The organism is Streptomyces virginiae (assembly GCF_000720455.1).
In the GTDB taxonomy this organism is placed as follows: domain Bacteria; phylum Actinomycetota; class Actinomycetes; order Streptomycetales; family Streptomycetaceae; genus Streptomyces; species Streptomyces virginiae.
Genome location: NZ_JOAK01000014.1, coordinates 97,329 through 122,520, shown reverse-complemented (window position 1 = coordinate 122,520; position 25,192 = coordinate 97,329). Strand labels below are relative to the sequence as shown.

Genomic DNA, 25,192 nt, shown 5'->3' with positions numbered 1-25,192 from the left:
GGCATGGCCAAGCAGAGCGTGGCGGAACAGTTCGTCGACATCCTCGTGCGCGCCGGCGTGCGCCGTGTGTACGGGGTGGTCGGCGACAGCCTCAATCCCGTGGTGGACGCGATCCGCCGGACGGGCGACATCGAGTGGATCCAGGTCCGCCACGAGGAGACGGCCGCCTTCGCGGCGGGTGCCGAGGCCCAGATCACCGGCCGCCTCGCCGCCTGCGCCGGCTCCTGCGGCCCGGGGAACCTGCACCTGATCAACGGGCTGTACGACGCCCAGCGCTCGATGGCCCCGGTCCTCGCGCTGGCCTCGCACATCCCCTCGGGCGAGATCGGCCTGGGCTACTTCCAGGAGACCCACCCCGACCAGCTCTTCCGCGAGTGCAGCCACTACAGCGAGCTGATCTCCAACCCGCAGCAGATGCCCCGGCTGCTCCAGACCGCCGTGCAGCACGCCATCGGCCGCAGCGGGGTGAGCGTGGTGGCGCTGCCGGGGGACATCGCCGCTCGGCCCGCCCCGGAGAAGGCGGTGGAGCACGCCCTCGTCACCGCCCGGCCGACGGTGCGCCCCGGCGACGGCGAGATCGAGAAGCTGGTCCGCCTCGTCGACGAGGCCGACCGGGTCACGCTCTTCTGCGGCAGCGGCACGGCCGGGGCGCACGCCGAGGTGATGGAGTTCGCCGGCCGCGTCAAGGCCCCCGTCGGGCACGCCCTGCGCGGCAAGGAATGGATCCAGTACGACAACCCCTACGACGTCGGCATGAGCGGGCTGCTCGGCTACGGCGCGGCCTACGAGGCCACCCACGAGTGCGACCTGCTGATCCTGCTCGGCACGGACTTCCCGTACAACGCCTTCCTGCCCGACGACGTGAAGATCGTCCAGGTGGACATCCGCCCCGAACACCTGGGGCGGCGTTCCCAGCTCGACCTGGCCGTGTGGGGCGACGTACGGGAGACCCTGCGCGCCCTGAACGCCCGGGTGCGGACCAAGACGGACCGCCGCTTCCTGGACCGGATGCTGAAGAAGCACGCGGACGCCCTGGAGGGGGTGGTCAGGGCCTACACCCGCAAGGTGGAGAAGCACACGCCGATCCACCCCGAGTACGTGGCCTCGGTCCTCGACGAACTCGCCGACGAGGACGCGGTGTTCACGGTCGACACGGGCATGTGCAATGTGTGGGCGGCACGCTATCTTTCCCCGAACGGCAGACGGCGCATCATCGGGTCCTTCAGCCACGGCTCGATGGCCAACGCCCTCCCGCAGGCGATCGGCGCACAGTTCACCGACCGCGGCCGTCAAGTGGTGTCGATGTCGGGTGACGGCGGTTTCTCCATGCTGATGGGAGATTTCCTCACCCTGGTGCAGTACGACCTGCCCGTCAAAGTGGTCCTCTTCAACAACTCATCGCTCGGTATGGTCGAGTTGGAGATGCTGGTTTCCGGCCTTCCCTCCTACGGGACGCAGAACAAGAACCCGGACTTCGCCGCGATCGCCCGCGCGGCGGGTGCCTACGGGGTCCGCGTGGAGAAGCCCAAGCAGCTCACCGGTGCTTTGAAGGACGCTTTCCGGCATCGCGGACCCGCTCTGGTGGACGTGGTGACCGACCCCAACGCCCTGTCGATTCCACCGAAGATCAGCGCCGAAATGGTGACCGGATTCGCACTGTCCGCCAGCAAGATCGTGCTCGACGGCGGGGTGGGCCGGATGATCCAGATGGCTCGATCCAACCTCCGCAACGTGCCCCGGCCGTAAGCCCGCAGGAGTGCGGATCCGCCCGGAGGGCATGCATCCCGTAGGCCTGTTCGAGAGCAACGGACACGGGAGGGACACCGCCGTGCGGGTGGGGGCGAAGACGGGGAAGCTGTGGAGGAGAGGGGCGCCGGTACCGCGCGAACCGTCCACGGCCGAGGACGGGGAAGCCGTGGACACGCTGCGCATCAGCCGGAGCGTGCGGCGCGCCGACCTGAAGGCGGTGGGCGAAGTCCGGCGGGCCCTCAGGGAGCTGATGCGCCACCGGTGCCGGACCGAGGCCACGGACGTGGCCGAACTGCTGATCACGGAACTCGTCACGAACGCCCTCGTCCACACCGACCGCGGCGCAGAGGTGTCCGCGAGTCTCACCGCCGCACGGTTACGGGTGGAGGTCCGCGACCACGCCGCACGCCGGCCCCGGCCGTACGTACCGACCGCCGACGACGGTACGCACGGCCGGGGACTGGTGCTGGTGGAGGCGCTGGCCGACGACTGGGGGGTGGACGCGCTCGCCCTGGGCGCCGGCAAGGTGGTGTGGTTCGAACTCGACGGGCGCCACGAGGCCCCGTACGCCGCAGGGCCCGCCTGAACGGGCGGGCCCTGCGGGGTGTCCCCTTCACATCGGGACCGGTCAGCCGAACTGCTGCTCCAGGTCCTTCAGTTTGCGCTCCAGCGAGTCCAGCCGGGGAATGGTCTGGGTGTCGTCCTCGGCGGTGAGGTCCACCGTCCGGGCGCCGGTCACGTCAGTGGATTCGGTGTGGTTGACGGCCTGCAGGGAGGGCCGGCGGCGTAGCGGCAGCTGTCCCGAATCCGGTATGGCCGGCTCCGCGCCGACCGGCGCGGAGCCCGCTCCCTGCGTCAGTTCCGGAAGCTCGACCTGGCGGCCGCGGGACCGCCCGAACGCCCGGTTCTGCCGGCCCAGCGCCTTGATGCGCGCCCGGTCGAGCCGGTTCTGGTCGCGCCTGCGGTGCCGGTCCGCCTCCCGCTCCTTCTTGTCCTCGCGCACCTCGTCCACGGCCTCGTCGAGGGTGCGCACCCCCTCCAGCAGCATGAGGGACCACGCGCCGAAGGTCTCCCGGGGGGCCCGCAGCCAGCGGACCATCCGGATCTGCGGCAACGGCCGCGGGATCAGGCCCTGTTCGCGCAGCGCCGCCCGGCGGGTCTGCTTCAGGGCACGGTCGAACAGGACGGCCGCCGAGAGCGACATCCCCGCGAAGAACTGCGGAGCGCCGTCGTGCCCCAGGCCGCGCGGAGCGTGCACCCAGTTGAACCAGGCGGCCGCGCCCGCGAACAGCCAGACCAGCATGCGCGAACCGAGGGCCGCGTCACCGTGGCTGGCTTCGCGGACGGCGAGCACCGAGCAGAACATGGCGGCGCCGTCGAGGCCGAAGGGCACCAGGTACTCCCAGCCCCCGGAGAGGTTGAGGTTCTGCCGGCCGAAGCCGACCAGCCCGTGGAAGGAGAGCGCAGCGGCCACCGCCGCGCAGCAGAAGAGCAGGACGTACGAGGCCGTCCCGTAGACGGCCTCCTTGCGCCGCCGCCGCTCCTCGCTGCGTTCCCAGCTGTCGTCGGCCGCGGCCTTCTCGCTCTCGCGCTTGCCCCGTGCCAGTACCGCAACCGCCGCAAGTACGCCCAGGATCAGCAGGCTGCCGGGCAGCAGCCAGTCCAGCGATATGTCGGTCAGTCTCATGCGGATGTCCCTTGCCTCGCGTATGCGGCTGTGCGGCTTTCCGGGCGCCATAGTGGCGCAGGCGGTGCGCGGTGCACGCGGGTTTCGGGGCAAGTGGACGCCATCGGGGGGCGGGGCCCGCCGGATAGGGTGTTGTATCTCGAACTGACGGCCGTGCGGCCCGAGTTGTGTTCGATTACGGCCACCTCTAAGGGTGGGTTAGGCGGCGTCCGCCGTCAGGCGCGTGACGCGGTCCGCGTCGCAGGTGCGGGGGCAGGTGACGCAGGTGTCCTCCGGCCGGATCGTGTAGAAGAAGCAGCAGCTGGCCCGGTCCCGGGTGGGCAGCTCCCGGCCGTCGGGGCCCGAGAGCGTGCGGAAGCCGGCGCCCCCGGTGTACGGGGCCGTCGAGCCGGGCAGCAGCGCCTCCAGTTCGGCCATCGCCCGCCGCTCCTCGCCGAGCAGGTGGCCGACGTACCAGAGGCTTTCGACGACCTCGTCCGTCACCATGCCCCACAGGGCGCGGCGGCCGCGCCGCATGCGCGGGCCGAAACCGTCCAGCACGGCTCCGAGGTGCTGGGCCACCGCAGTCCGCACCTCGTCGCGCAGCGCCTCCTCGTCGGGTACGACCCGGGCCCCGGGGAGGACGGCCGCCGGGTCGTCCGGCAGGCAGGCGAAGCTTTCGACGTGCACGGTCATCCGGCCGTGGGTCCGGTGGAAGGCGACCTCGGAGACCGGGAGCCGGGGGACCCGCCGGTCGAGGAACCACGGCAGCGTGATCAGCAGGCAGGCGGGCCACGCGTACCGGTGCAGCCCGAAGCCCGCGACCACGTCGAGGCGCGCCTGGGTGCCGTAGTCCCTCAGGACCTGGGCGTCGTCCCAGGCGAGGAAGGCGTCCAGGGCGGCCCCGCCGGCCGCCAGCTCGTCCGCGCCGACCCACCCCGCACCGCGAGGGGAGGGCTCGTGCGCGGCCCGCTCGTCGACCCGCAGTCCGCCGTACGCGTCGGCCAGCCGGGCATACGCGTCCGCCACCGCAGAGCCGGGCGGGGCGGGGGCGACAGCCGGAAGGGCCGAGACGGTCATGACGGTCCACCGATCACACGATCGTTAACAGGTTAGCCTTACCTTACCTGACTCCGATCGATCCGCACCCACCCGTGGCCCGGCGCGTCACCTATTCTCGGGACAGGTCGAAACCCGCCAGGAGGACCGAGTGCACGAAACGGCCCACGCCCGGGTACCGGCACAAAAACGGAAGGTGCTGCGCCATTCGGTGCGCGGACAGGTCCTCGACGCGCTGCGCGCCGCCCTGGTCGACGGTGAGCTCGTGCCCGGGGAGATCTACTCGGGCCCGGCGCTGGGCGAACGCTTCGGGGTCTCCGCCACCCCCGTACGCGAGGCGATGCAGCAGCTGGCCGCCGAGGGAGCCGTGGAATGCCTGCCGAACCGGGGCTTCCGCGTCCTGTCGCGCACCGCGCGGGAACGCGCCGAGCTGGCGGAGGTCCGGGCCCTCCTCGAAGTGCCCGTCATGCTGCGGCTGGCCCGCACCGTGCCGGAGGCCGACTGGCAGGCCCTGCGCCCCGCGGTGGCCGCCACGGCCGAGGCGGCCGCGGCGGGTGACCTGCCGGGGTACGCGGAGGCGGACCGGGCCTTCCACCGGGCGGTGCTGCGGCTGGCCGGCAACGACCAGCTGGTGCAGGTGGCGGAGGAACTCCACCGCCGGGCCCAGTGGCCCCTGCCGGGCGCTGCGCGGGTCCGGCGCGCCGGTCTCGTCGCCGACGCCGCCGAGCACTCGGCGCTGCTGGAGGCCCTGATCGCCGGGGACCTCCCGGTGGTGGAATCCCTGGTCCGCGAACACTTCGCCGGCTCCTGACCCACGGGCGGTTCCCACCGGGCCCTGCCCGGACCCGATCCTGACCGCCCGGACGGACCGGCGCCTCGGGGCTCCGCCCCGGACCCCGCGCCGTGGACGGCGGCGGGGCCGGGTCGTCCCGCGGACGGACGAACGCCGTTACGCCGCGGGGGAGGGGGCCGGGGTGGTGGCCGTCGGGTGGAGCTGGTCCGCCAGCCAGGTCGGGATGCCGCCCAGGAGGTGGAACAGGCGGCGGGCCTCCGCGCGCAGGCGGGTGGCTTCCGGTTCCGGCTCGGCCTCGGCCAGTGCCGCCAGCGCCGGGGCCGTGCCGATCAGGAAGCCCAGGTCCTCCCGGATCCGCAGCGACTCCGCGAAGCCCTTGCGGGCCTCGGCGACCTCGCCGTCCCGCAGGGCCAGCGCCGCCAGGTGCCGCCAGGTGAAGGACAGCAGCAGGGTGTCGCCATGGGCCTCGGCCCCCGCGTGGGCGCGGTGGTACGCCGGCCGCGCCGACTGCGGGGCGTCCGCCAGGTGCTCGGCGACCAGGCCGCGGCGGAAGTCCAGCAGCGGACGGGTCCGGGAACCCGGTGACAGCAGGGCCGCGGCCCTGCCCAGTGCGGAACGGGCCTCGTCGGCCCGGTCGCGTACGCCGAGCACGGTCGCGGCGTAGGCCAGCTGGCCCCGCTCGCACGCCGCCGCGCCCCGGTCGTCGTCGTCCTGGGCGACCGCCTCGGCGACCCGCAGCGCGTCCTCGGCCTCGGCCCAGCCCTGGCCGGTGAACAGGCACCGCTCGACCAGCAGCGCGGTCCGCTGCACGGCGGCGGCCGCCTGGCCGGCCTTGCCGACGTGAGGCGTCAGCAGAGCCGCCGCGTCGGTCCAACAGCCGCGCGAGCGCAGCCGCCATATCGCCCGCTGGAGGGGGTCGTCTCCCCCGGTGGAACCGGCACCCGACATGGCGGTATCCGCCACATTGCCCTCCCCGAAGCAATCAAGCAGCACATGGTTGAGCCCTGGGGCGAAATGAGAGCACGGATCGCAGGCTCCGGCCAAGGGGTCGGGTGAACTCTTTCACAAAGTCCGGACGGATCATCAGCGCCGCCGGCCATTGCGCGGCCGGTGGCGGAGAGGATCTCCTCAGCTCATGCGCAGTGCCAGGAAGAAGTCGAGCTTGTCCTCCAGCCGGGAAAGGTCCCGCGCCGTCAACTGCTCGATTCGCCCGACCCGGTAGCGCAGGGTGTTGACGTGCAGGTGCAACCGGGTCGCGCAGCGGGTCCAGGAGCCGTCGCAGTCCAGGAAGGCCTCCAGGGTCGGGATCAGCTCCGCGCGGTGGCGCCGGTCGTAGTCCCGCAGCGGGTCCAGCAGCCGGGCCGTGAAGGCGCGGCGCACGTCGTCCGGGACGAACGGCAGCAGCAGCACGTGCGAGGCCAGCTCGTGGTGGCCCGCGGCGCAGACCCGGCCCGGACGGGCCGCCGCGACCCGGCGGGCGTGCCGGGCCTCCTCCAGCGCCCCGCGCAGCCCCTCGGCGGAGTGCACCGCCGCGCTGACGCCCAGCGTGAGCCGGCCGTCGTCGGCCAGGCCGGCCGCCAGGGGCTCCCGTACGACCGCGAGCAGCTCGTCGGCGTGCAGGGCCGAGTCCGGGCCCTTGTCCTCGCCGGCGTCCCCGGCGAGCGAGGGCAGCGGCACGAGCGCGATGGCCTCGTCACCCGCGTGGGCCACCGCGATCCGGTCGGACGGCTCCGGTCCCGAGACCGACGGGTCGACGAGGATCTCCTCCAGCAGCGACTGGGCCACCGGGCCGCCGGGGATGTCCCCGTTCTCCCAGTCCACCCGGGCCACGACGACCTGCCAGTGCGGGGCGGCGCCCAGCCCGGGCAGCAGCACCGGGGCGGCCACCCGCAGACGGGCGGCGATCTCGGCGGGCGGGGCACCCGTCTGGACCAGCTCCAGGACCTCCTGTGCGAGGCGGCGGCGCACGGTACGGGCGGCGTCGCGCCGGTCGCGCTCCACGGCGATCAGCTGGGTGACGCCCTGCAGCAGGTCAAGGCGCTCGGCCGGCCAGTCGCCGGCGTCGGCCTCGACGGCCAGCAGCCAGTCGGAGAGCACGGTCTCGCGCACGTCGCGGGCGGCCGGGCCGGCCGCGCCGCGCCCGTGTCCCCTGATCGGGAAGAGCGAGTAGGTAATACCCTGGATGGAGATCCGGTGCGGCCCTCTGCGGCCCGTCCGGACCGCCCCTAGGTGCTCGCCCGCCAGCGCCGCACAGATGCCCGGCGCCAGTGGCTCGCCCGCCCCGGCGATCTGCCGGCCGGTGGGGGACAGCACCCAGGCCCGGAGGTCGAGGTCGGTGGTGAGGAGATCCAGCACCACGTCGGGGCCGCCACCCGCCGGACCCGATGTCATCAGGCGGCGGTGCCGGTCCACGACGGCCGCCAGATCCCCGGCGCGCTCGCCCGAGACCTGCCGTACGACGTACTCGGTGATCGTGGCGAATGCAACGTCCTCGTTCACGGCGAACAGCGGCAGCCGGTTGCGCACACAGGCCGATACGAGGTCGTCCGGGATGTCACCCAGCTCCGCCTCGCCCGCGGCGAGCCCCGCGACGCCGGCGCTCGCGAGGATTCGTACGAACGGCTCGGAGTCGGCTGAATTTCGCCTCCAGGCCAGGCCAGTGAGGACGAGTTCGCCCCCGGACAGGTACCGGCTGGGATCACGCAGGTCGGTCGTCATGACCCCGCGGACCGTACGGTCGAGTTCGTCCTCGCCGCCGAGCAGCCGCAGCCCCAGCGCCTCGGTCTCCAGCAGTGCGCGCAGCCGCATGATGTCGCCGCCGATCTGTCTCGAATGTTGCCGTTGGAAATCGGGCAGGTCGTCGCATCCTGCCTTTCATACGAATCTACAAGACGAGGGAGGCCGTCAGCCAACTCCTTCATGGTTTCGGTGACTGCACCCGAGGGACGGGCGGCTTGTGTACTGAGTCCACACCGCGTTAACAGCACGTGAACGACCAGTCGAGGGCCCTTAGGCCTCCTGGCTTGAAGTGAACGACCCGATTAAGAAGAAGAGAGCCGACATGGACTTCCTTCGCCCCGCCAGCTGGGAGGAGGCGCTCGCCGCTAAGGCCGAGTTCCCCACAGCTGTGCCGATTGCGGGTGGCACCGACATCATGGTCGAGATCAACTTCGACCACCGCCGTCCGGAGTACCTCCTCGACCTCAACCGCATCGAGCTGCTGCGGGAGTGGGAGGTAGGCGAGGAGGTCACCAAGCTCGGCGCCTCCGTCCCGTACACCCAGATCATGGAGAACCTGCGCACCACGCTGCCGGGTCTCGCACTCGCCTCGCACACGGTCGCGTCCCCGCAGATCCGCAACCGCGGCGGTGTCGGCGGCAACCTCGGTTGCGCCTCGCCCGCCGGTGACTCCCACCCCGCCCTGCTGGCCGCGGGATGCGAGGTCGAGGTCGAGTCCGTACGCGGCTCGCGCATGATCCCGATCGACGAGTTCTACACCGGCGTCAAGCGCAACGCGCTGGCCGCCGACGAGCTCATCAAGTCGGTGCACATCAAGAACGCCACCGGCCCCCAGCAGTACTCGAAGGTCGGCACCCGCAACGCGATGGTCATCGCGGTGTGCGGCTTCGGCCTCGCCCTGCACCCCGACACCCGCACCGTGCGTACGGGCATCGGTTCGGCCGCCCCGACCCCGGTCCGGGCCAAGGCCGCCGAGGAGTTCCTGAACGCCGCGCTCGAAGAGGGCGGCTTCTGGGACAACGGCAAGGTCATCACCCCGTCGATCGCCAAGCAGTTCGGTGAGCTCGCCTCCGCCGCGTGCAACCCGATCGACGACGTCCGTGGCACGGCGAAGTACCGCCGTCACGCGGTTGGCATCCTCGCTCGCCGCCAGCTCGTCTGGACCTGGGAGCAGTACCGCGGCACGAACGGCCGCTCGCTTGAAGGGGCTGCGTAATCATGCGCGTCAATTTCACCGTCAACGGTCGTCCGCAGGAAGCCGACGACGTCTGGGAGGGCGAGTCCCTTCTCTACGTGCTGCGTGAGCGCCTGGGCCTGCCCGGCTCCAAGAACGCGTGCGAGCAGGGCGAGTGCGGTTCCTGCACCGTCCGCCTCGACGGCGTGCCGGTCTGCTCCTGTCTGGTGGCCGCCGGTCAGGTCGAGGGCCGCGACGTCGTGACCGTCGAGGGCCTGGCCGACTTCGCAAAGCAGCGCGAGGAGCACGGCCACGGCTGCGGCACCGGCGCGTGCGGCGGTGGCAAGGGCGTGTCCACGGACGAGGCCAAGCAGTGGTCCGCCAAGGGCACCGACTCGCAGACCGGTGAGGGCGCCCAGCTCTCCAACATCCAGCAGGCGTTCATCGACGCCGGCGCGGTCCAGTGCGGTTTCTGCACCCCGGGTCTGCTGGTCCAGGCCGACGCTCTCCTGGAGCAGAACGCCGACCCGTCCGACCAGGACATCCGTGAGGCCCTGTCCGGCAACCTCTGCCGCTGCACGGGCTACGAGAAGATCCTCGACGCGGTCCGCCTCGCGGCCGCCCGTCAGGGAGAGGCGGTCTGACCATGGCCCAGAACACCCGCACCGTGGGTACGCCGACGAACGTCACCCAGAAGCACACCAAGGGCGGCATCGGCGAGTCCACGCTCCGCCCGGACGGCACCCTCAAGGTCACCGGCGAGTTCGCGTACTCCTCGGACATGTGGCACGAGGACATGCTGTGGGGCCAGACCCTGCGCAGCACCGTCGCCCACGCCGAGATCGTCTCCATCGACATCTCCGAGGCGCTGGCCCTGCCGGGCGTCTACTCGGTCCTCACCTACGACGACCTGCCGGCCGAGATGAAGAACTACGGCCTGGAGATCCAGGACACCCCGGTCCTCGCCAACGGCCGGGTACGTCACCACGGTGAGCCGGTCGCCCTCGTGGCCGCCGACCACCCGGAGACCGCCCGTCGCGCGGCCGCCAAGATCAAGATCGATTACCGGGAGCTGCCGCTCGTCACGGACGAGGCCTCGGCCCTGGCCGCCGACGCGCCGCTGATCCACGAGGGCCGCGACGACCACCACTCCGGTCACGTCCCGCACCCGAACATCGTGCACCGCCAGCCGATCATCCGCGGCAACGTGGAGGAGGCCCGCAAGCGCGCCGACGTCATCGTCGAGGGCGAGTACACCTTCGGCATGCAGGACCAGGCCTTCCTCGGCCCGGAGTCCGGTCTCGCCGTGCCGTCCGAGGACGGCGGCGTCGACCTCTACGTCGCCACGCAGTGGCTGCACTCGGACCTGCAGCAGATCGCCCCGGTCCTGGGCCTCCCGCCGGAGAAGGTGCGCATGACGCTCTCCGGCGTCGGCGGCGCCTTCGGTGGCCGCGAGGACATCTCGATGCAGATCCACGCCTGCCTGCTGGCCCTCGCGACCAACAAGCCGGTCAAGATCGTCTACAACCGCTTCGAGTCCTTCTTCGGCCACGTGCACCGCCACCCGGCGAAGCTCTGGTACGAGCACGGCGCCACCAAGGACGGCAAGATCACGCACATGAAGTGCAGGATCGTGCTCGACGGCGGTGCCTACGCCTCGGCCTCCCCGGCCGTCGTCGGCAACGCGTCCTCCCTCTCCGTCGGCCCGTACGTCATCGACGACGTCGACATCGAGGCGATCGCGCTCTACACGAACAACCCGCCCTGTGGCGCGATGCGCGGCTTCGGCGCCGTCCAGGCCTGCTTCGCCTACGAGGCCCAGATGGACAAGCTCGCGGCGAAGCTGGGCATGGACCCGGTCGAGTTCCGCCAGCTCAACGCCATGGAGATGGGCACGATCATGCCCACCGGCCAGGTCGTGGACTCCCCGGCGCCGGTCGCCGAGCTGCTGCGCCGGGTCAAGGCCCGCCCGCTGCCGCCGGAGCGCCAGTGGGAGACCGCCGGCGAGGGCGCGGACGTCCGCGCGCTGCCCGGCGGCCTGTCGAACACCACCCACGGCGAGGGCGTCGTCCGCGGCGTCGGTTACGCGGTCGGCATCAAGAACGTCGGCTTCTCCGAGGGCTTCGACGACTACTCCACCGCCCGCGTGCGCCTGGAGGTCATCAACGGCGAGCCCGTCGCGATGGTCCACACGGCCATGGCGGAGGTCGGCCAGGGCGGTGTCACCGTCCACGCGCAGATCGCCCGTACCGAGCTGGGCGTCACGCAGGTGACCATCCACCCGGCCGACACGCAGGTCGGCTCCGCCGGTTCCACGTCCGCCTCGCGGCAGACGTACATGACCGGTGGCGCCGTGAAGAACACCTGCGAGCACGTCCGCGAGGCGCTGCTGGAGATGGGCCGCCGCAAGAACGGCTCCTACCACCCGGCCTGGGCCCACGCCGAACTGCTCCTGGAGGGCGGCAAGGTCGTCACCGACGGCGGCGAGGTCCTCGCGGACATCGCCGACATCCTGGAGAACGAGGCGATCGACCTCGAGCTCGAGTTCCGCCACCGTCCGACGGTCGCCTTCGACCTGAAGACCGGCCAGGGCGACGGCCACGTCCAGTACACCTTCGCCGCGCACCGCGCGGTCGTCGAGGTGGACACCGAGCTCGGCCTGGTCAAGGTCGTCGAGCTGGCGACCGCCCAGGACGTGGGCAAGGCCCTCAACATGCTCTCCGTGGTCGGCCAGATCCAGGGTGGTACCACCCAGGGTCTCGGCGTGGCGGTCATGGAGGAGATCATCGTGGACCCGAAGACCGCGAAGGTGCGCAACCCCTCCTTCACGGACTACCTGATCCCGACCATCCTCGACACCCCGACCATCCCGGTCGACGTCCTGGAGCTCGCCGACCCGAACGCGCCGTACGGCCTTCGCGGTCTGGGCGAGGCGCCGACCCTGTCGTCCACCCCGGCCGTCCTCGCGGCGATCCGGCAGGCGACCGGGCTGGAGCTCAACAAGACCCCGATCCGTCCGGAAGCCCTTACCGGAACCCTCTAGGACGGACCCGGTCCGGGGGCCGTGAGGCCCCCGGACCCCCTCGGACTCTCCGGGCGGTGTGACTTGGGAACGTCACACTTCACCGCCGCACCGCCCGGAGTACACGAAGAGGCACCGCACCGCTCGCGGTCACCTTCGGACGGCAGTACCCCTGCGAAAACCCCCATGTAGTACAAGCGGTCACCCCGCACTACCCGCAGTACACGCAGTGAACATTCGCGTCGCCTCGGGCCGTCACCCCGGGTCGTGCAGCCAAACGCAGCATCCCAAATCCCGCAATCTCCAATCCCCAAGCGGGTGCCCCTTTGAACCTTGGGAGTTAGGCACCATGACCCAGTCGTCTGTGGAGCCCAAGACCACCGCGGAAGAAGCCGGCGACGGCTCTCTGAACCCCGCCGGCAAGTCTTGGCTCGACCGCTACTTTCATATAACCCACAGAGGATCCAACGTCGGCAACGAGGTTCGTGGCGGTATCACGACCTTCATGGCCATGGCGTACATCCTCCTGCTCAACCCCCTGCTCCTGTCGGGCAAGGACGTCGCCGGAACCACCATGGACGGTTCGGCGATCATCACCGCGACGGCCTTCGCCGCCGCCGTGACCACGCTCCTCATGGGCTTCGTCGGCAAGGTACCGCTGGCGCTCGCCGCCGGACTCTCCGTGTCCGGTGTGCTCGCCTCGCAGGTGGCCCCGCAGATGACCTGGCCGCAGGCCATGGGCATGTGTGTGGTCTACGGCGTCGTGATCTGTCTCCTGGTCGTCACCGGCCTCCGAGAGATGATCATGAACGCGATCCCCCTCGCGCTCAAGCACGCCATCACCATGGGCATCGGCCTCTTCGTCGCCCTGATCGGCTTCGTCAAGGCGGGCTTCGTCGGCAACGGCGGCGAGTTCATGCCGCCCGTCCAGCTCGGCGCCACCGGTGAGCTGTCCGGCTGGCCCGTCCTGCTCTTCGCCATCACCCTGATCGCCATCTTCATGCTCCAGGCCCGCAAGGTGCCCGGCGCGATCCTGATCGGCATCGTGGGCGGCACCGTCCTGGCCGCGATCCTCAACGCCATCGTGGACATCGACCCCAAGGCCTGGAAGAACGGCCCGCCGGAGCTGGACGGCTCCGCGGTCTCGATGCCGAACTTCTCGCTCTTCGGTGACGTGTCCTTCGGCGGCTGGGGCGACGTCGGCTACATGACGGTCGGCATGATCGTCTTCACCCTCGTGCTCGCCGGCTTCTTCGACGCGATGGCCACCATCATCGGTGTCGGTACCGAGGCCAAGCTCGCCGACGACAAGGGCCGGATGCCGGGTCTGTCCAAGGCTCTGTTCATCGACGGCGCCGGTGGCGCCATCGGTGGCGTCACGGGTGGCTCCGGCCAGACCGTCTTCGTCGAGTCCGCCACGGGCGTCGGCGAGGGTGCCCGTACGGGTCTCGCCTCCGTCGTCACCGGCCTGTTCTTCGCCGCCTGCCTCTTCTTCACCCCGATCACGCAGATCGTCCCGGGTGAGGTCGCCTCCGCGGCCCTGGTCGTCATCGGCGCGATGATGATGCAGAACGCCCGCCACGTGGACTGGGCGGACACCTCCACCTCGATCCCCGTCTTCCTGACGGTCGTGATCATGCCGTTCACCTACTCGATCACCGCAGGCGTCGCCGCAGGTGTCATCTCCTACGTCGCCATCAAGATCGCTCAGGGCAAGGCCCGGGAGATCGGCGGCTTCATGTGGGCGCTGACGGGAATCTTCCTGATCTTCTTCGCGCTCCACCCGATCGAGGGCTGGCTCGGGGTCGGCTGACCCCCGTAGCACCGCCCGTACGGTCCGGCGCCGCCGGCCGTACACGGCACCACCCGCACCCTCCACGTATCCCATACTGGAACCGAATCCTCCGAGGAGGCCGTACATGCTGGACATCGCCGAAGAGCTGAACCGGTGGGTCGAGCAGGGACGTGACTTCGCCGTCGCCACGGTCGTGGCGGTGGGCGGCAGCGCGCCCCGGCAGCCCGGGGCCGCTCTCGCCGTCGACAGCGAGGGCACGGCCATCGGCTCGGTCTCCGGCGGATGCGTGGAGGGTGCGGTGTACGAGCTGTGCCGGCAGGCGCTGGAGGACGGCGAGACCGTCCGCGAGCGCTTCGGCTACAGCGACGACGATGCTTTCGCCGTGGGTCTGACCTGCGGCGGGATCATCGACATCCTCGTCACCCCGGTCCCCGTGGGCTCCCCGGCGCGAGCGGTCTTCGAGGCCGCGCTGGCCGCCGCCTCCCGTGGGGAGGCCGCCGCGCTGGCCCGGATCGCCGAGGGACCGGCCGAGCTGATGGGTCGCGCCGTGCTCGTCCGTACGGAGGGCCCCTTCGAGGGCGCCCTCGGCGGACACCCGGAGCTGGACCGCACCATCGCCGAGGAGGCCCGCGCCATGCTCGACGCCGGCCGGACCGGCGTGCTGGAGATCGGCGCCGACGGCAGGCTCTGCGGAGAGCCGCTCAAGGTGCTGGTCGAGTCCAGCGTCCCGCCGCCGCGGATGATCGTCTTCGGCGCCATCGACTTCGCGTCCGCGCTCGTGCGGATCGGCAAGTTCCTCGGCTACCGGGTGACCGTCTGCGACGCGCGTCCGGTCTTCGCGACGAAGAACCGTTTCCCCGAGGCGGACGAGATCGTCGTGGACTGGCCGCACCGCTACCTGGAGAGCACCGAGGTGGACGGCCGGACCGTCCTGTGCGTGCTCACCCACGACGCCAAGTTCGACGTCCCGCTCCTGGAGCTGGCCCTCAGGCTGCCCGTCGCCTACGTCGGCGCCATGGGCTCCCGCCGCACCCACGAGGACCGCAACAAGCGGCTGCGCGACGTCGGCGTCACCGAGATCGAGCTGGCCCGGCTGCGCTCCCCGATCGGCCTGGACCTCGGCGCCCGCTCCCCGGAGGAGACCGCGCTGTCCATCGCCGCCGAGATCGTCGCGAACCGCCGCGGCGGCAGTGGCGTCGCCCTCACGGGCGCGCACATCCCGATCCACCCGGACGTGGCCAACACGGTGATCGACAGGATCGGCTCCGTCGCTTGAAGGAGTGACGGCGGAAGGTGAGAAAAGGGCGCACCCCGTGGGGGTTGCGCCCTTTCGCCGCTCCCCCTATTTTACCCGCCGGTAATCGGAGGGTCCCCTCTCCGTCCCTTCCTCACAACGGAGTTGAGCGGATGTTGCGTACCGTGCGAACCCTGGGCGTGCTGGCGGCGGCCACCCTCCTGACCGCCTTCACGCCCGCCCCGGCCACTACGGCCACCGCGTCCGCTCCGCCCGCCGCGGCCCAGGGCCTGCGCGAGGTGCTCTTCGTGGGCAACAACTGGGAGGGGACGGCCGACGTCCTCGCCTCCACCGGTGATCTCGCCAAGGTCGGCCGCATCAACGTGATCCCCGACAAGAGCGAGCGCCTCCACGAGATCTACCTCAACCCGGTCAGGCTCGCCTTCTTCCTCGGCATCCGGGAGAGCGCCGGCGAGGGCCACGACCAGTTCGTCGACGACATGTTCACCACCCCGGACGGCTCGGCGGTCGTCGTCTCCCGCCCCAGCTTCGCCGACGTCGTCTCCATCGACCTGGCCTCCGGACGGATCAACTGGCGCTTCCCGGTCTCCGGTTTCCGCTCCGACCACATGGCGGTCTCCCCGGACGGGACCCGCATCGCCGTCTCGGCCTCCACCTCCAACACCGTGCACGTCCTGGACATCGCCACCGGGCGGCAGGCCGGCTCCTTCCGTACCGGCGACAAGCCGCACGAGAACACCTTCACCCGTGACGGCCGTTACCTGTGGAACAGCTCCATCGGCGAGGTGAACACCGCCCTCGACGCTCCCTGGCTCGACTGGACGAAGGGCGACCGGAAGATCACCGTGGTCGACGCGCAGACCTTCCGCACGGTCCGGGTGATCGACATGCGGGAGCGGCTGGACGCCTTCGGCCGCAAGGACCTGTCCGACTCCGTTCGCCCCGTGTCCTTCAGCCCCGACGAGTCGAAGCTGTACTTCCAGGTGTCGTTCTTCGGCGGCTTCCTGGAGTACGACGTGGCCTCGGACCGGATCACCCGCCTCAAGGACCTCCCCGCCAACCCGGCCACCAGCACCGACCGCACCACCTGGGTCAACGACTCCCGGCACCACGGCATGTCGATGAGTCCCGACGGGGCGAAGCTGTGCATCGCGGGCACCATGGACGACTACGCGACGGTCGTGGACCGGACCACCCTCGCCGAGGGGCCGCTCGTTCCCGCTTCCAAGCCCTACTGGGCCACCGTCAGCGGTGACGGGACCGCCTGCGTGATCTCCGAGAGCGGCACCGACCAGGTGACGGCCATCGACTTCGCCACCGGCGCCAAGCGGGTGTCCGTACCCGTCGGGGACCACCCCCAGCGCGTCCGGCTCGGCCACGTCCCGGCCTCCTGGACCGGTCCGGCCGGCCGCTAGGGCGTGTCCGTAGGGGGTGTCTCGCCGATCAGGCCGGAGTCGGGCCGGCCGTCGTTCCCCGGACGAAGGTACGGAAACCGGCCGAAGCTGCAGATCAAGCCAATATGGGATGACTGGTCCTCGATGACCGATTAGTCTCCCGATCATGGTGGACATCCGTGAGGTACCCGAGGCCGACATCGACCGCGCCCTGGAGCTCGCCTACCTGGTCTTCCACGACCGGCCCGAGAAGGAGGCCCGCGAGCGGCACCACGCGCTGCTCACGCGCTGCGACCGGATCGGCGCCTACGACGGGGACGCCCTGGTCGGCTTCATGGCCGCGCACGACTTCCGGCTCTCGGTGCCCGGGGCGGACCTGCCCTGCCCCGGGCTCACCTTCGTCTGCGTCGCGCCCACCCACCGGCGCCGCGGCGTGCTCACCGGGCTGATGACGCAGATGATGCGGCGCGCCACCGACACCGGCCGCCCCATCGCCGCCCTGTGGGCCTCCGAGGCCGCCATCTACGGCCGCTTCGGCTACGGCGGCGCCACCACCGGCGCCACCATCGAGATCGACTCGACCCGGCCGCTGGCCCTGCGCATCGACCCGGACCCCCGCCCGCTGCGGCTCGTCGACCCGGACGAGGCCGTCGACGTGATCGGCCCCCACCACGAGGCGGCCCGCGCCGGACGGGCCGGCCGGCCCAGCCGCAGCCCGGAGCGCTGGCGCGAGGAGTGGCTGGCCGAACAGGACGAGGAGGACGAGGAGTTGAGCCCGCCCCGGATCATCGTCCTGGGGGAACCGGGCGAACCCGTCGCCGGATACGTCCTCTACCGCACCAAGCCCGAGTCCGCCGGAGACACCACGGGCGCCGCCGCCCGCACCACCGGCCTGGTACGGGTCGACGAGCTGGAAGCGGACACCCCGGCGGTCGCCGCCGCCCTGTGGGAGTGCGTGGCCGCCGTCGACCTCACCGGCAAGGTCTCCGCGTGGGGCCGCCCGGCCGACGACCCGCTGCTGCACTTCGCCGCCGACCGGGACCAGGTGCGGGTCACCGCCCAGTTCCCGGCGCTCTGGCTGCGCCTGGTCGACGTGGGCGCGGCGCTGACCGCGCGGTCCTGGGCCGCGCCGGTGGAACTGGTGCTGGAGGTGCACGACGCACGGCTGTCCGACAACGCCGGGCGCTTCCGGCTCAAGGCCGGGCCGGACGGGGCGACGTACGCTCACGCGGACGGCGCCGCCGACCTGGCCCTCGACGTGCGCGAACTGGCCGCCTGCTACCTGGGCGGGACCAGGGTCACCGACCTCGTCGCCGCCGGGCTGGTGCAGGAGCACACCCCCGGGGCGGCGGCGGCCCTGGACGACGCCCTGCGCACGCCCGTACTGCCGCACACCGGTGACGAGTTCTAGGTCGTGTCAGCAAAGTCCCGCCTGCGCGGCCGCCCCGCGGGCGGCCGACGCTACTTTGCGGGCACTCCCCAGGGGATGTCCTGCCGATCGGGCGGCCGGATCGGGGAGAGCCGTGCGGCCGCCATGCCGAAGCCGGCGCCGAGGACTGCTGCGGCCAGGCCGCCGTCGGCCCGGCGCAGGTCCTCCGGCCGGTAACGACGGCACTTCGCATGCCAGTTGAGGACGCCGGCGTGCCAGTCCCGCAGCTCCTGCACGTAGGTGTCCAGGGCGGCCCGGGCCTCGGCGTCGAGCTTCCAGTCGGCGTAGAGCACCGGCAGCTGGGTCGCCACGATGTGCTCGAACTCCTCGGTGCGCCGGGTCATCAGCGAGTGGCAGATGTGCAGGGCCTGCGGGTAGCCGATGTCGAAGAAGTTCCGCGTGACCAGGATGTGGTTGTGGACCTCACCCTCGAACTCCACCTCCTTCTGGTAGGAGTAGATGTCGTTGATCAGGCAGGCCGCGTCGGCGACCGCGTTCTCCAGTGAGCGGATGGTCCCCGAGGCGTAGATCTCCTCGGGAACGCCCCGGCCCCGGTGTCCGATCCGGCACAGGTACATGGTGAGGTGGCTGCCGAAGGTGCGCCGCCGCATCTCCGCGTAGTCCACGGGGTCCGGGATGCGGTCGTGGACGGCGTTGTCCACCTCCCAGAGCCAGCTCTCCAACATCTCCACCACCGTCGCCCGGAACTCGGTGCGCTGCTCCGCCGGCATGGCGGCGCTGGTGCGCACCCACAGGTCGGCGAGCCCCCGCTCCATCGCGGTGACCGGCTGCGGCTGCTCGGCGTGGTCGACGGGGAGCAGGGCGATCAGCCGGGCCGTGGCCGCCTTGGCCGCCGCCAGGTCCTTGGTCCGTGCGAAGACCACCGGGTAGTAGTCGTCGCCGTAGGTGCCCCAGGTCAGCCAGCAGGCGTTGAGCGCGAGTTCGGCGGGGGTGGCGTCCGGGTCGAGTCCTGCCGAGCAGAGGGCGAAGTCGTAGCCGCGCAGCTTCTCCTCGGTCCAGATCGCGGAACCGGGATCGCCCGGCTGCGGCTCCAGCAGGCCCGTCCGGCGGGCCCAGGCCACCGACTCCTCGCGCGCGTGAGCCAGATGAGGGCTCAGGCGAAGCGGATGGGGCATGTAGATCTCCGGGATCACGGAGGGCCCGGTGCGCTCGAAGGGGACGTGGGTGAAGGAGCGGCGGCGCAGCTCCAGCGAGCGCCGGGTGAACACGGACCGCAGGTCGAGGGCGCTGGTGCCCGGCCCGGACGGCATGAAGGGCAGGGTGAGCGGGGCGGTGGCCCTGGCCTCCTTGTTCATGTAGCGGCTGGAGACCATGTGCCATTCGTGGCCGCCGGACTGCCAGTCCTGCAGGCCCTTGGTGTAAGCGAGGACGGCCGCGATCTCGGCGGGCTCCAGGGCGAAGTCGGCGAAGAGTTGCGGGAGTTCGCACAGGGCGGTCTGCTCGAACTGCTGGAGGCGGGAGGTCAGCAGGTCGTTTGAGACCTCCGCGGCCTCCTGGGTGGTGCAGCCGAGGAACGTCTCCAGGACCAGGACCGCGTTGGAGAGTTCACCCTCGTCCGTGACCTCCCGTTCGTAGGAGAAGAGGTCGTTCCTGATGTGGACCGCGTCCGAGAAGGCGTCCCGCAGCACGCCGAGCGGGCGCGCGTGCGCGACGCGCGCGGGGACCTCGGCGGCCACGTACTCGACCAGGCCGGCGGACCAGGGGGCACCGCCCACCTTGCGGCGCATCTCGATGTATTCGAGGGGGTTGGCCACCCGCCCGATGTCGATGTTGGCGAGCTCCCACATCGACTCGTCGAGGAGGTTCTTCGTGGACAAGGAGAAGCGTTCCCGCCAGTTGGCGGACATCGAGGGAACGGTTCGCCGCCACAGGTCGGCGAGGCCGGCTTCCACGGGGTTGGTGGGCTCGGGGAAGCCGCGGGCCAGGTCCATCGGCATGAAGGCGGCCAGCCGGTCGAGGTAGGCCTTGGCGCCGTCGCGGTCCTGCGAGCGCTTGAAGGTCTCCAGGAAGTGGTCGTCGAAGAAGAACACCCACACGTACCAGTCGGTGACCAGCGACAACGCCTCGGCGTCGCAGTCGGGGTGGGTGTACGAGCACAGCAGCGCGTAGTCGTGCGAGTCGAGGTCGCTCTCCTCCCAGACGCCGGAACCCTCCAGCATCGCGAAGTCGCGGGCCCACTGCTTGCTGTGCGTCCTCGCCTCCTCCAGGTGGGGGTTCAGTCGCGCCGGATACGGCACGTAGAAGTCCGGCAGTTGGAACGGCTGCGTCACGGCGGTACAGGCCCTTCGTCAAAGGTGCGGGGGCCGGTGACCCGGCCCCCGCAAGAGATCAGCAGTGCGCTACCCGCGGTGTCAGCGGGATAAGGGGGAGTTCACCGCATCAGGTGACGGAGGTGTCGGTGGGCGACGCGCCGGTCTGGCGGGGGATGGGGGAGGGGGCGGACCGGCGGGGCCGGAGGTGGGGACCGGGGCCGGGCTGCGGCTCGGGCTGGGGCTCGGGCTGCGGCTGGGGCTCGGGCTGCGGCTGGGGCTGCGGCTGGGGGTGCGGCTGGGGGTGCTGGGCGAACTGCTCGGCCTGCATCCGGAACATCGACGCGTACCGGCCGCCGAGCGCCAGCAGTTCCTCGTGGCCGCCCTGTTCGACGAGCCGCCCCTCGTGCAGCACGTAGATGACGTCGGCGTACCGCACGCCGGACATCCGGTGCGTGACGAGGACGACGGCGCGCTGCGGCCCGGCGAGCCCCCGGATGCTGTCGAAGGCGGCGATCTCGGCCTCCGGGTCCAGCGCGGAGGTGGGCTCGTCGACGACGATGACCCGGGCGTCCCGGTAGCGCGTACGGGCCAGCCCGAACTTCTGCCACTGGCCCCCGGAGAGCTCCGAGGCACCCCTGAACACCCGTGCCAGGAGGGTCTCGTAGCCGTTCGGGAGCTTCTCGACCACGCGGTCGGCCCCCGCGTACCGGGCCGCGGCGACCACGTCCGCCGCCCGCTCCACCGCCTCCTCGGCCCCGTCCTGCCCGGGCCGGCCGATGGCGATGTTGGTGCGAGCGGTCACCGGCCACCGCTCGAAGTCCTGGGTGAGGAGCGCGACCCGGTCGAAGACCTGCTCCCGGTCGGCGTCCCGTACATCGACGCCGTCCCAGGTCAGCGAGCCGGAGTCGGGCAGGTGCAGGCCTGCGAGCAGTTTGACCAGGGTGCTCTTGCCGGAGCCGTTCTCGCCGACCAGCGCGACGACGGTACCCGCCCCGATGGTGAGGGAGACCCCGTCGAGCGCGGGCTCGCCCCGGTCCGGATAGCTGAAGCGGACGTCCTCCAGCCGCAGCGTTCCCAGCCGCTCGGGCAGTGGCAGCCCGCCGCCGGGGATGGCCCGCCGACCGGCCTCGGCGACGAACCGTTCCAGGTCCCGTACGTAGAGGGACTCCTCGTGCAGGGTGTTGGTGGTGGCCACCAGCGCGCCGAGACTCGCCGACCCGGTGCGCACCGCGATCACGGCGGTGCCGGCGACCGCGAGGTCCATCCGCCCGGTGACGATGAGCACGATCATCGCCCCGTACGTGATCAGCGCCGCGGCGCCGGAGAGCGCGGCGGCGAGCAACTCGGTGGCCGCCTTGTCCTTGGCCAGGCGGGTGGCCTCGGTCTCGGCGACCTCGGCCATGTTGCGGTAGTGGCCCAGCAGGTAGCGGCCGACGCCGTGCACCCGCACCTCGGGGGCCGACGTACGGGAGATCAGCAGCTGGCCGATGAGCCGGGCGGCCCGTACGTGCTCGACCCAGGTGATGACCGACAGGTAGCGGCGCTGCGCCACGCGCATCGCGCCCCAGCCGCGCGGGGCGGCGATCAGCAGCAGCATGGGCAGCAGCAGCGGGTGCAGCACGGTCAGGACCCCGGCGGTGGCGACGAGGGAGATGATCCCGCCGAGGGTGGCCACGCAGGCGCCGACGGTGCGGCGGGCCGAGGGCGGTCCCCACTGGGCGCTGTCCAGCAGCCGCCGGAACTCCCCGTCCTCGATGGCTTCGAGCTCCACCTCGACGGCGGCCTTCAAGTACTGCTCGTGCGCGGCCCGTTCGATCTTCGGCTCCAGCCGTCCGGCGGCCGCCGTGGACCGGGAGGCCAGTACGGCGCCCAGTACGGCGACCAGTGCCCCGGCGGCCAGGGCGGGCATCGCGGCGTGCAGCCGCTCGGCGGGACTGCCGGCGCCGAGCAGCGTACGGAGCACCTCGCTCAGGACGAGCAGCCCGACGGCGGAGGTGACCCCCTGCCCGGCCTCGGAGGCGGCGACGGTGAGCAGGGCCGGCCGGTCGGTGTCCCACGCCAGGCGCAGGGTCCCGGCGACCATGCGGGGCATGGAGCGCAGGGTGGACAGGAGCCGCCCTTCGAGGCGGGCGTAGTCGTGGTTGGACCAGCCGGCGTCGTAGCGCAGGGGCCCGCCGAAGAGTCGCCGCTCGCTCGCCGAGACGGCGGGCTGGAGGGCCGTGGGCCGCTTGAGGAGCCTCATGCGAGGTCACCTCCGCCCGGTGCCGGGTCGAACACCACATGAACGTGCACGGATCGCAAGATTCCTCCCGAGGCGCTGCGGCTGCGAACTGACGCCGGAAGAACGTGGCTGCTCAGAGCGGCGTCACGGCCCGCGGGGAACGAACGTCCGCACACAGTTGCGACGCCCGCCCGGACCCCAAGGGCCGCGCGGTCACCGGGCGTTCGAACCACCCGGAGGTGTCGATGCCCCCCCTTCGAGGGATTGCGCCCGCCCCGCCGCCCGGATGCCGGGAGGCCGCCCCCCGAGGCGGGGAGACGGCCTCCGTTGTGCGCCGAGGGAGCTACGCGGCGGGTACGGGCAGCGGCGCCGTGCCGAGGACGGGAACGCTCCAGCGCTGCGCGTCGGAACCGCTGCAGTCCCAGAGCCAGAGCTGCCTGCCCGGCGTGGTGTCGGCGTTGCCGAGGTCGAGGCAGCGGCCCGAGACGGGGTTGTAAATGGTCCCGTCCGCGCGCGGGAGGAACTTCTGGCTCGGCGCGCTGCCGTCACAGGCGCGGAGTCCGGGCCGCCTGACCCAGGCGTGGACCGACACCGGTACCACCACGACCGCGCCGCAGCCCAGCGTCCGCGGCATCGGCGGCTGCACCAACAGCGCGGCGCCCGCGGTCGACGGCAGCGGCAAGCCGAGCGTGGGCGGGCCGGCCCCGTACTGGCAGCAGTACGAGTACGACCAGATCGGCAACCGCACCAAGCTGGTGGCCGGCAGGCCGCAACTGGTGCTGCGCAGCTGGGGCGGTCTGCCTGGACTCGGTGCATTGGACGTCGAGTTCCGCGGTGTTCTGGAGATGAGGTTGCCCCCGGTGTGGAGTGGAGGCGAACTGTCCCTCAACGAGGAACCGGACGCCGACCCGGATTCCGGCGCCGATGTGGGCCGAGCCGCCTGTTCGTCCCGTCGGTCGGCAAGGGGCCGCGCGGCTTCGTGCGTTGTCTGTCCGTCAGCCTGTACCGCTCGGAGCCTGACGGAGGATCCGGAACGGGAACGGGACCTCCCGAGGCCTGGGCGCCGTGATGTCGGCGGTGTCTCGTAGGGTTCGGGGGTGAATCGAGACAACTCATCTGAATCCAGCGCCGGGCACGGCGGCGAGAGCGTCGAGGAGTTGCTGCGTGGGGTGCACGCGCGGCTGCTGCCCGTCGGGTTGATCACGCCCGAGGTCGCCGGTGGCATGCGGTACGCCCGGGTCGTGGCCGACGAGCTGGTCTTCGCCTACGCCTACGACGGGCCCACCAGCGTGCGCTCCCTCACCGACAAGGACGTGGAGCGCGTCGGGATCGAGGAGTTGGGGCAGGCGGCGTACTCCAACCTGATGCGGGTACCCGTCACGCACGAGGAGATCTCCCTGGAGGGGCATGCCACGCTGCAGTCCGTCTTCGGCGACTCGCACTTCGTGGCCTCCAAGGCGCTGTACCTCGGGGAGCTGGCGCGGCAGGTCACCGGTGCGTCGCTGCCGTCCGCCGGCGCCCTCGTCGTCCTCCCCACCCGGCACCTGCTGGCCTTCCACCCGATAGCCGACGGCTCGGTGGTGGACGCCCTCAACGACCTGGCCATGTACGCCCTGGGCGCCTACGAGGACGGGCCCGGAAGCCTGTCGCCGCGGGTGTACTGGTGGCACCGGGGCGGCCTGACCTCCCTCACGGTCGTCGACGAGGATACGCGCACGCTGTCGCTGCAGCCGCCGCAGGAGCTGCTCGCCCTGATGAAGGGCCTGGTCCGCCTCGACCGTGCCGGCCGGATCGCCACCCCCGCCGGGGAGCGAGCCGCCCCGGATCCGGTCGCACTGACCGGCGCGACCGTCGAGTCGGTGGCGCGGGTCGCGCAGGATCCGTCGGGGCTGGGGGACGCCTTCGCCTCTGCCCTTGCGCTCGCCCATGTGCGCTGCATCGCCGATCCGCACGTGTCCGAGCTCGTCACGTGGGACGCCTGGGAGACGGCCGTGCGGCTCGGCTCCGCGCTGTTCACCGGATCCGAGTCGGAGCAGTGGTACCTGGGCGAGGAGAACACCCTCCGGTTGCCCGCCGCGCCCGCCGCCCCGCCCGCCGATGCCCGTGCCTGGCTCGACGCCGTCTACCTCGCGCTCGCCTGCCGCGCGCACGACCGGGTGGCCCGGCTGTGCCAGGTCCCGCTGGAGACGCTGCGGCAGGACGACACCGTCGACGCCTACGTCCTGCACTGGGTCGACACCCTGCGGACCTACCTCTCCGGCGGCGCCGGCGACGCGGTCGTGGAGAAGCTGCTCGCCACCATGCAGGCGTCCCTCCCCGAGACGCTCACCCACTCCCCGGACGGGTTCGTGAACCGCGTCGACTACCAGCCGGTCGCGCTCTTCCACCGCCTCTTCACCCGGGACCACGAGGCCTTCGGCGCGGCGCTCACCGAGGCCCTCGCGGAACACGGCGGCTACTGGGGGGAGTCCGGGGCGCCCCGCGCCCGGGTGGCGCTCGGCGTGCTCGCCATGGCCTGCCTCGCCCACGACCTCGGCTTCCCCCTCGACCCCGAGCTGCCCTACCTGCCCCGGTACCTCGTCGACGGCAAGCGGGTCGAGCACATCTCCTGACACACCGGCGG

Annotated in this window: 18 protein-coding genes; 11 read left to right on the top strand and 7 right to left on the bottom strand. The window is 71.7% G+C overall.

Going from position 1 to position 25,192, the window contains the following annotated elements; all coding sequences use genetic code 11:
* Positions 1-3: 3 nt before the first annotated feature.
* Together IG86_RS0121610 and IG86_RS0121605 are read left to right on the top strand one after the other, a co-directional pair.
* Complete coding sequence (locus tag IG86_RS0121610; protein WP_030898842.1) at positions 4-1,746, top strand: pyruvate dehydrogenase; 1,743 nt, start codon at positions 4-6, stop codon at positions 1,744-1,746.
* A gap of 31 nt (positions 1,747-1,777) precedes the next feature.
* Positions 1,778-2,335, top strand: coding sequence for an ATP-binding protein (locus IG86_RS0121605; RefSeq protein WP_078848213.1), 558 nt, complete (start codon positions 1,778-1,780; stop codon positions 2,333-2,335).
* Positions 2,336-2,377: 42 nt separating this feature from the next.
* Here the strand turns inward: IG86_RS0121605 and IG86_RS0121600 are convergent, their stop codons facing one another.
* A complete protein-coding gene (locus IG86_RS0121600) occupies positions 2,378-3,436 on the bottom strand; it encodes a DUF2637 domain-containing protein (RefSeq protein ID WP_030826340.1) in 1,059 nt (352 codons plus the stop codon).
* 198 nt (positions 3,437-3,634) lie between these two features.
* Positions 3,635-4,495: a (2Fe-2S)-binding protein gene (locus tag IG86_RS0121595; protein WP_030898839.1), complete on the bottom strand. Its 861-nt coding sequence runs from the start codon at positions 4,493-4,495 to the stop codon at positions 3,635-3,637.
* Between the two features lie 130 nt (positions 4,496-4,625).
* On the opposite strand from IG86_RS0121595, the gene IG86_RS0121590 reads away from it, so the two are divergent.
* Positions 4,626-5,285, top strand: coding sequence for a GntR family transcriptional regulator (locus IG86_RS0121590; RefSeq protein ID WP_037942813.1), 660 nt, complete (start codon positions 4,626-4,628; stop codon positions 5,283-5,285).
* A gap of 138 nt (positions 5,286-5,423) precedes the next feature.
* Here IG86_RS0121590 and IG86_RS0121585 read toward each other — a convergent pair whose 3' ends face one another.
* Positions 5,424-6,230: a hypothetical protein gene (locus IG86_RS0121585; RefSeq protein WP_030826331.1), complete on the bottom strand. Its 807-nt coding sequence runs from the start codon at positions 6,228-6,230 to the stop codon at positions 5,424-5,426.
* A 165-nt stretch (positions 6,231-6,395) separates the two neighbouring features.
* Positions 6,396-8,075, bottom strand: coding sequence for a PucR family transcriptional regulator (locus IG86_RS0121580; RefSeq protein ID WP_030898833.1), 1,680 nt, complete (start codon positions 8,073-8,075; stop codon positions 6,396-6,398).
* 253 nt (positions 8,076-8,328) lie between these two features.
* Here IG86_RS0121580 and IG86_RS0121575 point away from each other — a divergent pair, with 253 nt between their 5' ends.
* The 7 genes from IG86_RS0121575 to IG86_RS0121545 all read left to right on the top strand — a co-directional run bounded on the left by IG86_RS0121575 (position 8,329) and on the right by IG86_RS0121545 (position 18,057).
* Positions 8,329-9,222 (top strand): FAD binding domain-containing protein, encoded by an 894-nt coding sequence (locus IG86_RS0121575; protein ID WP_030826327.1) that lies wholly within the window; start codon positions 8,329-8,331, stop codon positions 9,220-9,222.
* Between the two features lie 2 nt (positions 9,223-9,224).
* Positions 9,225-9,824, top strand: a complete 600-nt coding sequence (locus IG86_RS0121570; protein WP_030826315.1) for a (2Fe-2S)-binding protein — start codon at positions 9,225-9,227, stop codon at positions 9,822-9,824.
* A gap of 2 nt (positions 9,825-9,826) precedes the next feature.
* Entirely contained in the window at positions 9,827-12,223 is a 2,397-nt protein-coding gene (pucD, locus tag IG86_RS0121565) for a xanthine dehydrogenase subunit D (RefSeq protein ID WP_030826312.1), read from the top strand.
* Between the two features lie 328 nt (positions 12,224-12,551).
* Positions 12,552-14,015: an NCS2 family permease gene (locus IG86_RS0121560; protein ID WP_030665364.1), complete on the top strand. Its 1,464-nt coding sequence runs from the start codon at positions 12,552-12,554 to the stop codon at positions 14,013-14,015.
* Positions 14,016-14,121: 106 nt separating this feature from the next.
* A complete protein-coding gene (locus IG86_RS0121555) occupies positions 14,122-15,273 on the top strand; it encodes an XdhC family protein (RefSeq protein WP_030826309.1) in 1,152 nt (383 codons plus the stop codon).
* A gap of 131 nt (positions 15,274-15,404) precedes the next feature.
* Positions 15,405-16,667 (top strand): YncE family protein, encoded by a 1,263-nt coding sequence (locus IG86_RS0121550; RefSeq protein ID WP_030898830.1) that lies wholly within the window; start codon positions 15,405-15,407, stop codon positions 16,665-16,667.
* Between the two features lie 145 nt (positions 16,668-16,812).
* Entirely contained in the window at positions 16,813-18,057 is a 1,245-nt protein-coding gene (locus IG86_RS0121545) for a GNAT family N-acetyltransferase (protein ID WP_030826288.1), read from the top strand.
* A 50-nt stretch (positions 18,058-18,107) separates the two neighbouring features.
* On the opposite strand, the gene IG86_RS0121540 is transcribed toward IG86_RS0121545, so the two are convergent.
* The 3 genes from IG86_RS0121540 to IG86_RS0121530 all read right to left on the bottom strand — a co-directional run bounded on the left by IG86_RS0121540 (position 18,108) and on the right by IG86_RS0121530 (position 23,311).
* Positions 18,108-20,366 carry a terpene synthase family protein gene (locus IG86_RS0121540; RefSeq protein WP_051785318.1) on the bottom strand — a complete coding sequence of 753 codons (2,259 nt, stop codon included), beginning with the start codon at positions 20,364-20,366 and terminating at the stop codon, positions 18,108-18,110.
* A 109-nt stretch (positions 20,367-20,475) separates the two neighbouring features.
* Positions 20,476-22,590 carry an ATP-binding cassette domain-containing protein gene (locus IG86_RS0121535; protein ID WP_107056262.1) on the bottom strand — a complete coding sequence of 705 codons (2,115 nt, stop codon included), beginning with the start codon at positions 22,588-22,590 and terminating at the stop codon, positions 20,476-20,478.
* A 322-nt stretch (positions 22,591-22,912) separates the two neighbouring features.
* A complete protein-coding gene (locus IG86_RS0121530; protein ID WP_030898823.1) occupies positions 22,913-23,311 on the bottom strand; it encodes an RICIN domain-containing protein in 399 nt (132 codons plus the stop codon).
* Between the two features lie 355 nt (positions 23,312-23,666).
* Here IG86_RS0121530 and IG86_RS0121525 point away from each other — a divergent pair, with 355 nt between their 5' ends.
* The gene (locus IG86_RS0121525; protein WP_030898820.1) at positions 23,667-25,181 is read left to right on the top strand and encodes an immunity 49 family protein; all 1,515 of its coding nucleotides are present in this window, start codon (positions 23,667-23,669) and stop codon (positions 25,179-25,181) included.
* Positions 25,182-25,192: the final 11 nt, after the last annotated feature.